13 protein-coding genes are annotated in these 13,564 nt (G+C 66.3%); 3 read left to right on the top strand and 10 right to left on the bottom strand.

All coding sequences use genetic code 11. From position 1 onward, the window contains the following. Window position 1: 1 nt before the first annotated feature. Genes ACSFBL_RS26215 through norR form a run of 4 tightly spaced genes read right to left on the bottom strand, consistent with a single transcriptional unit; the run spans window position 2 to window position 3,491 of the window. A complete protein-coding gene (locus tag ACSFBL_RS26215) occupies window positions 2-589 on the bottom strand; it encodes a YbhB/YbcL family Raf kinase inhibitor-like protein (protein WP_435518752.1) in 588 nt (195 codons plus the stop codon). Window positions 590-643: 54 nt separating this feature from the next. Continuing rightward, the gene (locus ACSFBL_RS26220) at window positions 644-1,207 is read right to left on the bottom strand and encodes a methyltransferase family protein (protein ID WP_435518753.1); all 564 of its coding nucleotides are present in this window, start codon (window positions 1,205-1,207) and stop codon (window positions 644-646) included. A gap of 4 nt (window positions 1,208-1,211) precedes the next feature. Next, complete coding sequence (locus tag ACSFBL_RS26225; RefSeq protein WP_435518754.1) at window positions 1,212-1,901, bottom strand: glutathione S-transferase family protein; 690 nt, start codon at window positions 1,899-1,901, stop codon at window positions 1,212-1,214. A 15-nt stretch (window positions 1,902-1,916) separates the two neighbouring features. Continuing rightward, entirely contained in the window at window positions 1,917-3,491 is a 1,575-nt protein-coding gene (gene norR / locus ACSFBL_RS26230) for a nitric oxide reductase transcriptional regulator NorR (protein WP_435518827.1), read from the bottom strand. 207 nt (window positions 3,492-3,698) lie between these two features. Between norR and hmpA the strand changes: the two genes are divergently transcribed. From hmpA to ACSFBL_RS26245, 3 genes are all read left to right on the top strand, one after another. After that, entirely contained in the window at window positions 3,699-4,892 is a 1,194-nt protein-coding gene (hmpA, locus tag ACSFBL_RS26235; RefSeq protein WP_435518755.1) for an NO-inducible flavohemoprotein, read from the top strand. Between the two features lie 163 nt (window positions 4,893-5,055). Next, window positions 5,056-5,520: a (2Fe-2S)-binding protein gene (locus tag ACSFBL_RS26240; protein ID WP_435518756.1), complete on the top strand. Its 465-nt coding sequence runs from the start codon at window positions 5,056-5,058 to the stop codon at window positions 5,518-5,520. A 10-nt stretch (window positions 5,521-5,530) separates the two neighbouring features. Next, window positions 5,531-7,684: a xanthine dehydrogenase family protein molybdopterin-binding subunit gene (locus ACSFBL_RS26245; protein ID WP_435518757.1), complete on the top strand. Its 2,154-nt coding sequence runs from the start codon at window positions 5,531-5,533 to the stop codon at window positions 7,682-7,684. Window positions 7,685-7,762: 78 nt separating this feature from the next. On the opposite strand, the gene ACSFBL_RS26250 is transcribed toward ACSFBL_RS26245, so the two are convergent. From ACSFBL_RS26250 to hflK, 6 genes are all read right to left on the bottom strand, one after another. Then, on the bottom strand, window positions 7,763-8,287 hold the full coding sequence (locus ACSFBL_RS26250) for a phosphoribosyltransferase (protein WP_435518758.1): 525 nt from the start codon (window positions 8,285-8,287) through the stop codon (window positions 7,763-7,765). Between the two features lie 150 nt (window positions 8,288-8,437). Then, window positions 8,438-9,769: an adenylosuccinate synthase gene (locus ACSFBL_RS26255; protein WP_435518759.1), complete on the bottom strand. Its 1,332-nt coding sequence runs from the start codon at window positions 9,767-9,769 to the stop codon at window positions 8,438-8,440. A 20-nt stretch (window positions 9,770-9,789) separates the two neighbouring features. Continuing rightward, a complete protein-coding gene (locus tag ACSFBL_RS26260) occupies window positions 9,790-10,953 on the bottom strand; it encodes an ATP phosphoribosyltransferase regulatory subunit (RefSeq protein WP_435518760.1) in 1,164 nt (387 codons plus the stop codon). Window positions 10,954-10,999: 46 nt separating this feature from the next. After that, a complete protein-coding gene (locus ACSFBL_RS26265) occupies window positions 11,000-11,188 on the bottom strand; it encodes a DUF2065 domain-containing protein (protein ID WP_435518761.1) in 189 nt (62 codons plus the stop codon). Between the two features lie 45 nt (window positions 11,189-11,233). Then, window positions 11,234-12,133: a protease modulator HflC gene (gene hflC, locus ACSFBL_RS26270; protein WP_435518762.1), complete on the bottom strand. Its 900-nt coding sequence runs from the start codon at window positions 12,131-12,133 to the stop codon at window positions 11,234-11,236. 12 nt (window positions 12,134-12,145) lie between these two features. Then, complete coding sequence (gene hflK, locus ACSFBL_RS26275; RefSeq protein ID WP_435518763.1) at window positions 12,146-13,492, bottom strand: FtsH protease activity modulator HflK; 1,347 nt, start codon at window positions 13,490-13,492, stop codon at window positions 12,146-12,148. Window positions 13,493-13,564: the final 72 nt, after the last annotated feature.

Here is a 13,564-nt window from a genome sequence, read left to right on the forward strand (position 1 = left end):
CTCAGGGCCTGCCGAAGCGCAGCACGATGCTGCTGGCGCCCTTGCCGTGACCATCGACAAGCCGCGCCTGGAGCTCCGGCCAGGTCAGGCCCGGCGGCAGCGCGCCCGGCTCGTAGTCGGTGGCGATGGCGGTGAACGTGTAGTGGTGCCAGCCCGTGTTCGGCGTGGCGCAGGGCCCCATGTAGTAAGGCAACTCCTGCGTGCTCTTGCCGCCCGTGAACTTGGGTGAGGGCTTTGTCACTTCGTTCTCGGCGAAGCCACCGACGGCGGGATCGATGCCATAGGCCACCCAGTGGTACACGCCGGCGCCGCCCCTGCCCTCCGGGTCATGCAGGACGATCGCGATGCTCTTCGTGCCCGGCGGCACGTTCTTCCACGCCAGCGCTGGCGACACGTTCTCGCCCACGCAGTTCGGGTTGGACTTGATGTTGCCGGCATGGCGCTGCTCCAGTCGCGAGTTGTCGGGAAACTGCGGCGCGTACAACGTGAAGGCCGTCTCGTGGATCGGCACATTGCCAGTCGCGGCGCACGCGGCCAGGGCGACGCCTGCGAGCGGCGATAGATGGCGTGTCAGGGAAGCGAAATTCATTGTTGTCTCCTCGTTGTCGTAGTTTCAGGATACTGTCTCAGGGGTCCGACGCAGCTAAAGCACAAACGGGACGAAGCGCCGCGACCGCCGCATGTAGTCGCGGTAGGCCTCGCCGAAATAAGCCAGACACTCCTGCTCTTCGCGAATCGCGGTGACGTACAAAAGCGCCGTCGCCGCGAGCACCAACACCAACCCCAGCCACGTGAACTGCTGGAGAAAGATGCCCCAGGCCAGGCAGATCAGCGACGTGTACATCGGGTGGCGGATATAGCGGAACGGCCCGACGGTTACGAGCCTGCTCGTCCGCTCGAATCCGAGCAGCGCCGCGTCCTTGCGTTCGGCGCTCGGCCGGCCCCGGCGCCGCAGCATGAGAAATGCGTGGAGCGGAAGCCAGATCGAAGTCATGAGCAACGCCATCGCCACGGATTGGCGCAGCACGACCGGATCCGTGCCCCAGACGGGCAGGTTGATCCATATGAGCCCCAGGATGCATTCCCATGCGAAGAACCGGTAGAAGCCGTGGGACCGCGGCCGCGTGATGGCGCCGCGGGAGGCGTAGAGGAGCACCGAACTCACGACGACGAAGGTTGGCCCGTAGGCCGCCAGGGGCAGGAGCATCGCGTCAGGGGTTCCTCGGCTCGAAAAAGCGTTGGGCCAGGCCCGCGCGCCCCGGATAGAACTTGAACCACGGCCGCGCCTGCTCGATGGTGCGCGCGACCGATGGATGCGCCATCAACCGTTCGAAGTAGTCGCCGAGGTGCGCATGCTCCGGCAGCAAGGGCACGTAGGTCACGGCGTAGAACAAGGCCGGCGCCGCCGCACAGTCGGCCATGCTGAACGCGTCGCCGGCCACCCAGGTCCGCCCTTCGAGGCGGCGGTCGATGAAGGCATAGGCCGACGACAGGCCTTCTCGCGCACGGGTCACGTTGATGGGGTCGCGATCCCCTTCGGGCCGCAGGAGATCGGCGGTGAACGCCTGCATGGGGGTCATCACATACAGGTCGAAGAGCCGGTCCCACAGGCGCACATCGAGCGCGGCGTCCGGGTCATGCGGAATGAGGACGCGGCCGGGGCCTGCATGGTGGCGCTGCAGGTGCTCGATGATGATGCTCGTCTCTGGGACGGGCCGGCCCTGGTCGACCAGGAGCGGCATCTTGCCGGTGGGCGTCAACGCGAGGTAGGCGGCCCGCTTGGCGGGATCGGACAGATCGAGCAACTGCTTGTCGATGTCGACGCCCAGTTCGTCGACTGCGATCAACACCTTGTGGCAATAGGACGAGAGCGGGTGGTAGTGCAGCGTAAGTGCAGTCATTGGATGCCGGTTGGTTCAATGGCGATCGAGTGTCGACGAGGGCGAGCCTGATTGCAACGATCGCAGCGACCGCTTGTCGCCAGGAAGGCCGAGCCGCTTCGCAAGACGGGCGAGATTGCCACGGTCCATGCCGAGTGCGCGGCCGGCTGCAGCCCAGTTGTAGTCGTTCTGCGCCAGGGCCGACGCGACGAGTTCGCGCTCCAGCCGTGTCACCGCGTCCCTCAGCCCCTCGCCTTCGCGCAGACGCGGCCCGGGCACTGGCGCGGGCGACGGGGTGTCCGGTGCTCCGGACTCGACCCGAGGTGGCCCGCCCTGCAAGTCGAGGTCACCCGCCGTCAGGCTCAGGATGCGCGGGCGCTGCGCATGCCGGCCGAGCGCCTTCAGCACGCTCCGGCCGAGCAGATGCTCCAGCTCGCGCACGTTGCCCGGCCAGTCGTGGGCGAGCAGCGCGGCCTGCGCGCCGGCATCCAGCCGCAAGCCGCCGAGACCCAGTCGGGAGCGGTTCTCTTCGAGGAAGAAGCCACTGATGAGCAGCACGTCGCGGCCCCGCTCCCGCAACGGCGGCACCTGCAGCGGGTAGACGCTCAGGCGATGGTAGAAGTCCGCGCGCAGGCGCCCTGCCCGTACCTCGTCCGCCAGATTGCGATTGCTCGCGGCAATGAGCCGCACATCGACGCGGTGCTCGCGGTCCGAGCCGAGCCGCTGCAACTGGCCGCTCTGCAGCACGCGCAGCAGCTTGGCCTGCACCGGCAGCGCGAGTTCGCCGACCTCGTCGAGGAAGAGGGTGCCCCCGTCGGCCAGTTCGAACTTGCCCGGGCGTTCACCGACGGCGCCGGTGAACGCGCCTTTCACGTGGCCGAAGAGTTCGCTTTCCACCAGCGTTTCGGGCAACGCGGCGCAGTTCAGGCTGATCATGGGGCGCGCGGCCCGGGACGAGCCCGCGAGCAGCGCTTCGGCGACCAGTTCCTTGCCGACGCCGGTCTCGCCCTGGATCAGCACGGACAGCTCGCTGCCGCTGACGAGGTCGATCTCCTTCTGGAGCTGCCGCATCGCGGGGCTGCGGCCGATCAGTCCTCGTGCGCGCGGCGCCGCGGCCAGGCGGTAGCCCTCGGCGCGAAGGCTCTCGTCGCGGACGCGCGACTTGAGGTGCTCGATGTGCCCGGCCACCCTGACGGTTGCCGCGGCCAGGCTGCCAAAGGACGCCAACACCTTCAGGTCGATGCGCGAGAAGCGTTCCGGCGCCAGGTCGTCGAGCGTCAGCAGGCCCCAGGGTCTGTCGTCGACCCGGATCACGCAGCCCACGCAATCGTGCACCGGCAGATGGCCTTTCACACCCTCGACCAGGCCGTCGTAGGGGTCGGGCATGTCGCTGTCGGCAGGGAATCGCAAGGGCCCATCCGCATCGAGCAAGGCGGCGAAGCGCGGATGCTCGCCGACGCGGAACCGGCGGCCCAGCGTGTCGCTGCTCAGGCCGTCCACGGCCAGGGGCAGCAGCCAGCCGTCCTCCAGGCGCAGCAGCGCAGCGGCGTCGCACGGGAGCACGACGCGCAACGCCTCCAGCAGGCGTCGGTAGCGTTCAGCGCTGGGCATTTCGCGCGCGATATCGGCCACGAGGGGGATGAGGGCCTGGAGCAAGGGATGCGTGGTCAATTGGACTCGATGCGTGTCGTCGTGATGCCATCGTAGCCGTGTCAACAAGACATCATCGGCGGCCAAGTCATTGATTCATAACGACCGCCGGCCTGGAACGACGATTGCAATGAAGTAGCCATCTCCTCCATCATCGAAAGGCTCTCCATGCTGTCCGCCGCCCAAAAGGCCATCGTCACCGCCACCGTTCCCCTGCTCGAAACCGGTGGCGAAGCGCTGACGACGCACTTCTATTCCATCCTGCTGGGCGAGCATCCCGAAGTCCGCCCGCTCTTCAACCAGGCCAACCAGGCGAGTGGCGACCAACCCCGCGCATTGGCGAACGGTGTGCTCATGTACGCGAAGAACATCGACCGGCTCGAAGCCCTGGGCGACCTGGCCGGCGAGATCGTCAACAAGCACGTCGCGCTGCAGGTGCTGCCGGAGCACTATCCGATCGTCGGCGCCTGCCTGCTGCGAGCGATCCGCGAAGTGCTCGGCGCGGAGGTTTCGACGGACGAAGTCATCGAGGCCTGGGCCGCCGCCTACGGGCAACTCGCCGACATGCTGATCGGTGCCGAGAAGCAGATCTACGACAGCAAGGCCGCCGCGCCCGGCGGCTGGCGCGGCGGGCGGGACTTCAAGGTCGTGCGCAAGGAAGTCGAGAGCGACGAGATCACGTCCTTCTACTTCGCGCCCATCGACGGCAAGCCCGTGCTCGACTTCCAGCCCGGCCAGTACATCACGCTGCGCCTGCGTTTCGATGGTCAGGACATCCGTCGCAACTACTCCCTTTCGGCCGCGACGAACGGTCACACCTACCGAATCAGCGTGAAGCGGGAAATCGGCGGCCTGGCTTCCAATCACCTGCACGACGCGGTGCAGGTCGGCAGCACGATCGAGTTGTTCCCGCCCTCAGGCGCATTCACGCTCGAACAGAGCGACCGGCCGCTGGTGCTGATCAGCGGCGGCGTGGGCATCACACCGACGCTGGCGATGCTCGAGGCCGCGCTGAAGACCTCGCGAGCGGTCCACTTCATCCACTGCGCGCGCACGCGCAGCGTCCACGCCTTCCGGGATGCCATCGATGGGCTGGCACACAAGCATCCGCAACTGAAGCGCTTCTATTGCTACGACGAGGCGCCCGAGACCTCGAGCGATGCCGACGCGCCCCACGCCATCGGCCGACTCGACAGCCACAAGCTCGCGCAATGGCTGCCTGCCGCGACGCGCAACGTCGATGCCTACTTCCTCGGGCCGAAGCCGTTCATGCAGCAGGTGAAGAAGGCGCTGCGGACGCTCGGCGTGCCGGACCAGCAGGTCCGCTACGAGTTCTTCGGGCCCGCGTCGGCGCTGGAATGACGTCGAATTCGAGGTGCTGACGAGCGGCCCCGTCGCGCGTTGACATCGTGGGGCGGCCGGCGTATGGGCCGAGTCAGCATCCGGTCAGTCAAGGAAGATCAGGGTGCGATGTTTGCCGCGAATGTCTCGCTGGCGAGCATTTCCATAAAAGAGGAGACGCCCCATGACCATTGGCCTCAATCTGAACGGTAAAGCGGTGCAGGTGAAATCCGAGCCCGATACGCCGTTGCTCTGGGTGATTCGCGACGAGATCGGACTCACAGGCACCAAGTTCGGCTGCGGGGCCGCCTTGTGCGGCGCTTGCACCGTCCACCTCGACGGCATGCCCGTCCGCTCTTGCCAGACACCCGTTTCAGCCGCCGCAGGACGCAAGGTCAGCACGGTCGAGAGCCTCTCGCGCAACAACACGCATCCGCTGCAGAAGGCGTGGATCGCCCATGACGTGCCGCAATGCGGCTACTGCCAGTCCGGCCAACTGATGAGTGCCGCCGCATTGCTCAACACCAACAAGAACCCGAGCGATGCCGACATCGAAGGCGCGATGAGCGGCAACATCTGCCGATGCGGCACCTATGGCCGCATCAAGGCCGCCATCAAGACCGCTGCCGCCGAAATGCGACGCGCGTGAGGAGATCGACATGAACTCCAACACGACCCTCGCCCCGCTGTCGCGCCGCGGCTTTCTGCAAACCTCCGCGTTCGTCGGCGGCGGGCTCATGCTCGGCGTCACCCTGCCCGGCTTCGTCGGCGACGCCCAGGCCGCTGGCACTGTTCACACGCCCAATGCCTGGGTGCACATCGCCGACGACAACACCATCACGCTGCTGTCCGCGCGCTCGGAAATGGGCCAGGGTGTCTACACCTCGATGCCGATGCTGATCGCGGAAGAACTGAACGTCGACATCCGCAAGATCAAGGTCGCCATCGCGCCGCCCGACACCAAGCTCTACGGCAACGCCTTGCTCGGCGGGCCGCAACTCACCGGCGGATCGACCTCGGTGCGCGACGGCTGGGAAAAGCTGCGCATCGCCGGTGCGCAGGTGCGCGAAATGCTGATCACCGCGGCGGCGAACAAGTGGAAGGTCGACCGCGCCACGCTCACCGCCAAGGATGGCGTGGTGCATGGCCCCGGTGGGAGGAAGGCGACCTATGGCCAGCTCTCGGCGGCGGCATCGCAGTTGCCCGTGCCGGAGAAGGTGGCGCTGAAGGACCCGAAGGACTTCACCATCATCGGCAAGCGCACGACGCGGCTCGACACGCCTGCAAAGACCAACGGCACGGCCGTGTTCGGCATCGACGTCAAGCTGCCGGGAATGGTCTACGCGTCGCTCGAACAGTGCCCCGTGATCGGCGGCACGGTGAAGAGCTTCGACGCCACCAAGGCGAAGGCGATGCCGGGGGTGATCGACGTCGTGCAGATTCCGGACGGCGTCGCGATCGTCGCCGACACCTGGTGGCATGCAAAGAAAGCGCGCGAAGGCCTGACCGTCGTCTGGGACGAAGGCGCCGGCGCGACCTTGAACGACAAGACCATGCTGGCGGGTATTCGTGCCGGTTCGCCCTCGGACACCGTCCTGCCGCTCAAGGCCGTGGGAGACGCCGATGCGGTGATTGCCAAGTCCGCGAAGGTCGTCAAGGCCGAATACACGATGCCGCTGCTGTCGCATTCGCCGCTGGAGCCGATGAACTTCACCGCGCATGTCCACGAGGACAAGGTCGACCTGATCGGCCCGACGCAGTGGCAGGACGCGGCACAGGCCACCGTGGCCAAGGTGCTCGACGTCAAGCCCGAGAACGTGACGCTGCAGACGACCTTCCTCGGCGGCGGATTCGGCCGTCGCATCGACATCGACTACATCATCCAGGCCGCGCAGATCTCCAAGGCAGTCAACAAGCCGGTGAAGCTGCTGTGGACGCGCGAAGACGACATGACGCATGACTTCTACCGCCCGCAGTCGGTGCACCGGCTGGCCGCTTCGCTCGGCGATGATGGCAAGCCGACGGCGATGACGTTCCGGCTCATGTCGCAGTCGGTGACGGCGCGGATCTTCCAGTTGCCCCCCGATGTGCAGGACCCGCTGATGACCGAAGCGGCGATGGCGCCCTACGAGATTCCCGCAACGAAGCACGATGTCGTCAAGCACGATGCCGGGATGCGCGTGGGGTACTGGCGTTCGGTGAGTCATGCGCTCAACGCCTTCGCGAACGAGAGCTTCATCGACGAACTCGCAACGGCTGCCGGGCAGGACCCGTACGCCTATCGATTGGCGTTGTTGACCAGCAAGCCGCGCTTCGCAAACGTGATGCGAATGGCCGCCGAAAAGGCTGGCTGGGGCACGCCGGCACCGGCCGGGCGCTTCCGCGGCATGGCGCTGATGGAAGGCTACGACACCTACATGGCGCAGGTGGCCGAAATCTCGATGAAGGACGGCTTGCCGGTGGTGCACAAGGTCACGGTCGTCGCGGACCTGGGGCGGATGGTCAATCCGGACACGGTGGAAGCGCAGATCCAGTCGAGCGTGATCTTCGGCATGACGGCCGCGCTCTACGGCGAGATCACCATCGAGAACGGTCGCGTGCAGCAGACCAACTTCCACCAGTACCAGTTGGTGCGGATGAACGAGGCGCCGGTGATCGACATCACGCTGGTGCCGAGCACCGAGAAACCCGGCGGCATCGGCGAGCCGGCGACGGCGCTGATCGGCCCGGCGATCGCCAACGCGATGTTTGCCGCCACCGGCAAGCGCGTGCGGAGCATGCCGCTGACGCGCGACAACCTGCAGAACGCCTGAGCGGCCAGCGCACGCCTGAGCGGCCAGCGCGCCTGAGGGGCTTCCCTGCCCTTCAGGCGCGTGAAGCCCGCGGAGGCCTCAGACGGACCACTTCTCCATGAGCTTCTCGGCGCCCATGGCGTCATAGCCCTCGAAGGGCTGGTGGATCCACGGATTGGTCTGCAGGAACTCGACCGAGTAGTCCGGCGTGAAGGTCGAAAGCGCCTTGGTCCAGATCACGGCACTGCGCAGCTCGGTGATGGGCTTGTAACTGCTCTTGAGGTTCTCCACCACCGCGTGGAGCGTGTGGCCGGAGTCCGCGAGGTCGTCGACCAGCAGCACCTTGCCTGCGATCTCGCCCTTGGGCGTCGTGATGTAGCGCGCGATGTCGAGGTGACCCTGGATCGTGCCGGCGTCAGCCCGGTAGGAACTGGTCGACATGATCGCCAGCGGCTTGTCGAAGATGCGCGAGAGCACATCGCCGGGGCGCATGCCGCCGCGCGCCAGGCACAGGATCGTGTCGAACTGCCAGCCCGACTGGTATACCTTGATCGCGAGCTTCTCGATCAGGTTGTGGTACTCGTCGTAGCTGACGTAAAGGTGCTTGCCGTCTTCGGTCAACATGCGCTCGTCTCCATCGAATGGTTAATGGTTGATTCAATGCCAATTGCGGTGAACACTGCGGAACCGGCTCTGCCGGCCCGCTGGTGTTGCCCCCGGCAAGGGGTGTGCGAAGCGACACGAAGTGCGCGCGGCATGGGCGCGAGCAACATGTCAGTCTGCAAGATAGGGGTGGCGCATCATGATGGTGTGATCGCGATCCGGGCTCGTCGAGACCATGTGGATCGGCACACCGGTCACCTGCTCGATGCGCTGCAGATAGAGGCGCGCATTGATGGGCAGCTTGTCGTATTGGGTGACGCCCACGGTGCTCTCGGTCCAGCCTTCGAGCTTTTCGTAGACCGGGGTGCAGCGCTCGATCTCGTCGGCGCCCATCGGCAGGATGTCGGTGTATTCGCCGTCGAGCTGGTAGCCGGTGCACAGTTGCAGTTCCTCGAGGCCGTCGAGCACGTCCAGCTTGGTGATGCAGAGGCCGCTCAGGCCGTTGACCTGGGCCGAGCGCTTGAGCAGTGCGGCGTCGAACCAGCCGCAGCGGCGGCTGCGGCCCGTGGTCACGCCCTTCTCGGCGCCGACGGTGCTGAGGTGGTAGCCCACGCTGCCCGGCTTTTCCCAGTCGAGCTCGGTCGGGAACGGGCCACCGCCGACGCGGGTGCAGTAGGCCTTGGTGATGCCGAGGACGTAGTGCAGCATGCCGGGGCCGACGCCGGATCCGGCGGCCGCATTGCCGGCCACGCAGTTGCTGGAGGTGACGTACGGATAGGTGCCGTGGTCGACGTCGAGCAAGGTGCCCTGCGCGCCTTCGAACAGAAGGTTGGCGCCGGCGCGGTTCGCGTCGTTGAGCTCGCGCGAGACGTCGGCCATCATCGGCTTGAGCAGCTCGGCGTGGCGCATCGCTTCTTCATACACGGTGTCGAAATCGATGGCCGGTGCGCTCAGCACCTGCGTCAGCACGTGGTTGTGCAGGTCGAGCAGCACGCGCAATTTGGTGGCGAAGCGCTCGGGATGCTTCAGGTCCTGCACCCGCAGGGCGCGGCGCGCGATCTTGTCTTCGTAGGCCGGGCCGATGCCGCGGCCGGTGGTGCCGATCTTCTCGATGCCGCCCTTTTCGCGGTAGGCCTCGCGTGCGATGTCGAGCGCCGCATGGAAAGGCAGGATCAGCGGGCAGGCTTCGCTGATGCGCAGGCGCGAGCGGACCTCGACGCCGGCCTTCTCCAGGCCTTCGATTTCCTCGAAGAGCTTGCCGGCGGACAGCACCACGCCGTTGCCGATGTAGCACTTGACGCCGGGCCGCATGATGCCGCTCGGGATCAGGTGCAGCGCGGTCTTGACGCCGTTGATGACCAGCGTGTGGCCGGCGTTGTGGCCGCCCTGGAAGCGCACGACGCCCTGCGCGCTTTCGGTCAGCCAGTCGACCAACTTGCCCTTGCCTTCGTCGCCCCACTGGGTTCCGACGACGACCACGTTTCTTCCGGTGGTTACGCTCATGATTTTTCGCTTTTCAGGATTCAGATGGCTTGCACGCGCCACTGGCCGTCGCGCTCGACGAGCTCGCGGTCGCAATGGAATTCGTCGATTTCGCTGTCGTGGCCGGGCAGGACGCACACCACGGTTTCGCCTTCGCTGCGCAGCGCGGCGATGGTCTTGTTGAGGGCCTCGGCGTCGCTCCACGGCGCGCGGATCGCGGCGCGCAGGGGCCTTTCGGGCAAAACGCCGACCAGTTCGCGGACGTCGAGGCTGAAACCCACCGCTGGACGGTTGCGACCGAACACGGCGCCCACTTCGTCGTAGCGGCCACCGCGCACCAGGGCGTCGCTGGCGCCTTCGGTGTAGATGCCGAAACGCATGCCGCTGTAGTAGGCGTAGCCACGGAGGTCGGCCAGGTCGAAACTGACGCGCGCACCGTCGAGACGGGATGCCAGTTGCTTCAGGTCGAACAGTGCGGCGCGTATGCCCGCCGAGTCCGGGAGGGCCTTGGCCGCTTCGTCGAGCACCGATACGTCGCCGTACAACTGAACCAGCGCCAGGAGGCCTTCGCGCGAAGATGCCGGGAAATCGGTTGTGAGCGCCCGCAGGGCGCTGGCGTCCTTGGCCGCCAGGGCCGCGTGCACCCGTGCGATGACGGCGGCATCGACCGGCACGCCGGCAAACAGCGCGCGCACGATGCGCGCGTCGGCCATGTCGACGATGACCGGGCCCTGCGCGCTGCCGGTCACACCGGCGGCGTGGAGGCAATCCAGCGCCAGGCGCAAAGTCTCGGTGTCGGCTTCGAGCCCCGCGTGACCGTAGATCTCGGCACCGAACTGAAGCGGCTCGCGGGTCGCATGGGGGCGGTCAGGACGGGTGTGCAGCACAGGCCCGCAATAGCAGAGCCGGGTCACGCCAGCCCGGTTGAGCAGGTGGGCATCGATGCGCGCGACCTGGGGCGTGGTGTCGGCCCGCAAGCCGATGCTGCGCCCGGACAACTGGTCGACCAGCTTGAAGGTCTGCAGGCCGAGCGCCTCGCCCGTGCCGGAAAGCAGGGACTCCAGGTGCTCGAGCAGCGGCGGCATCACCAGCTCGTAGCCATAGCCACGGGCAGTGTCGAGCAGTTCGCGTCGAAGTTCTTCGATGTGGCGGGCCTCGGAAGGCAGCACATCGGCAATGTGATCCGGGAGGACCCAGGCGGACATGGAGATCGGGGGCGTGGTTAAACCGGGATTCTACCGGGCGCCCGCGTCACCCCAATAACCAGAGCAGGAAGAGGCCCAGAAGTATGCTGCAGAGACCGAAGAAGCGGAGCTGCCCGTCTCGCAATTGCATGAGCTGGCCGAAGCCGCGCCGCCAGCCGCCGGGGAACAGGAAAGGCAGCAGCCCCTCGATCACCAGGACAAGGGCCAGCGCGCTCCAGAAGGTATCGATGTCCACGACGGTCCGGGTCTCAGCAGGCAACGGGCCGGCGCATCGTCATCGTCAGCGACGGGGTGCGTTGCTCGTCGAACCGGAGCTCTGCATCGACCTGAAGAAGTCGGACGAGGGGTCCAGCACCATCACGTCGCTCTTCTTGTTGAAGCTCTGCTTGTACGCGTCGAGGCTGCGATAGAACAGCGCGAACTGCGGATCGCGGCCGAAGGCGTCGGCGTAGATGCTGGCAGCGCGGCCATCGCCCTCGCCCTTGATCTTCTGGGCGTCGCGGTAGGCGTTCGCCACGATCACCTCGCGCTGGCGATCGGCGTCGGCGCGGATCTTCTCGCCCTCGGCGAAACCGGTCGAGCGCAGTTCGTTGGCGACGCGCTTGCGCTCGGCCTCCATCCGGCGATAGACCGATTCGGTGATCGCCTCGACATAGTCGACACGTGTGATGCGCACGTCCACGACATCGACGCCCCACGGCTTGGCACCCTTGACGACTGCCAGCACTTCGCGCTGGACATCGGACATCACGGCTTCGCGGCGCACCGAGATCAGGTCGCGCACGGTCCGCTTGTTGATGTTTTCCTGGAACGCATTGCGCACCACGCGATTGAGCTGCACGGCGCCGGCGTTCTCGTCGAGGCCGACGTTGCGGATGTACTCCGACGGATTGCTGATGCGCCAGCGCACATACCAGTCGATCACCACCCGCTGCTTCTCTGCAGTCAGCATGGGCTCCGGATCGAGGCTGGACAGGGTCAGCAGGCGCTTGTCGATGTACGAGACGTTCTGGAACGGCGGCGGCAGCTTGAAGTTCAGGCCCGGCTCGGTGATCACTTCCTTGATCTGGCCGAGTGCGTACACCACGCCGAACTGGCGCTGGTCGACGACGAAGAGGGTCGAACTCAGGAGCGCGAGCGCCACCAGGATCGACGAGACGATGAATCCGATTCTGTTCATATTCTTGTGTCCTCAGCGCACGTCGCGGTCACGCGAGCGGCCATCGCGGGCGCGGGCGTCACCCGCCGAGGGAGCGACCGGAATCACGGACGACTGCGGCGAGGCCGTACCCGCGACATTGGGGTTGGCGGCATCGACCGGTGTGCCGGCGGCGGCGTTCTGGCTGGACAACTGCATCAGCTTGTCGATCGGCAGGTACAGCAGGTTCGAGTTCTGCTTCGAGTCGATGAGGACCTTGGTCGTGCTGCTGTAGATCTGCTGCATGGCGTCGGTGTACATGCGGTCGCGCGTCACCTGCGGCGCCTTCTGGTACTCGCTCAGGACCGAGCTGAAACGCTGCGCGTCACCCTGGGCCTGTGCAACGATCCGCGCCTTGTAGGCTTCGGATTCTTCCTTGAGCCGCGAGCCGGTACCGGTCGCACGCGGGACGACGTCGTTCGCGTAGGCCTGCGCTTCGTTCTTGGCGCGTTCGCGCTCCTGGCCCGCCTTGAGGACGTCGTCGAACGCCGCCTGCACCTGCTCCGGCGGGCGCACACCACCCTGCTGGAGGTTGATGCCCACGACCTCGACGCCGACCTTGTAGCGGTCGAGGATGGTCTGCATCAGCGTGCGCACGCGCGGAGCGATCTGGTCGCGCTCGTCGGCAAGTGCGGCATCCATGCGCATCTTGCCCACGACTTCGCGGACGGCCGTCTCTGCGACCTGCACCACCGTGTCGGCCGGCGACTTGCTCTCGTAGAGGAAGGCGCGAGCGTCGCTCAGTCGGTACTGCACCGCGAACTTGATCTCGACGATGTTCTCGTCCTCGGTCAGCATGGCGGACTCGCGCAAGCCGGTGGAGCGAACGATGGTGTCGCGACCGACGTCGACGGAGCGGATCTGCGTGGTGACAACGATCTCGTGGCGCTGGATCGGATACGGCAGACGCCAGTTGAAGCCTGCACCGACGGTCGCCTTGTAGCGGCCGAACTGCGTGATGACGGCCTGTTGACCTTCGTTCACGATGAAGAAGCCGGTGCCCAGCCAGATCAGGACCGCCACTGCGGCGACCAGGCCCAGGCCGAAGCCCGCGTTCTTCATGTCGGGCTTGAGCCCGCCGCCATTGCCGCCGTTCGGACGGTTGTTGTCGCCACCGCCACGGTTACCCCCGAAAAGTCCGCCGAGCTTGCGATTGAAGTCGCGCCAAAGTTCGTCGAGGTCCGGCGGCCCCTGGTTGGGACCCTGGCCGCGGGGGCGATTGCCGTTGCCGGAGGGCGGCGGAGCGGGCGGCTCGCCGTCGGGACGGTTGACGGCGGGACGGTCGCCGTTCGACGAGGAATCGTCACCCCGGCCCCAGCGGCCATCGTTCAGATTGAACATGCCCTGGAACCGTCTCCACACTGGCTTTGCATTCATTCGATTCTGTTCTGTAGTCAGTGACGGGGATTGTGC

It is taken from the genome of Variovorax glacialis, assembly GCF_051216375.1.
Lineage (GTDB): Bacteria > Pseudomonadota > Gammaproteobacteria > Burkholderiales > Burkholderiaceae_C > Variovorax.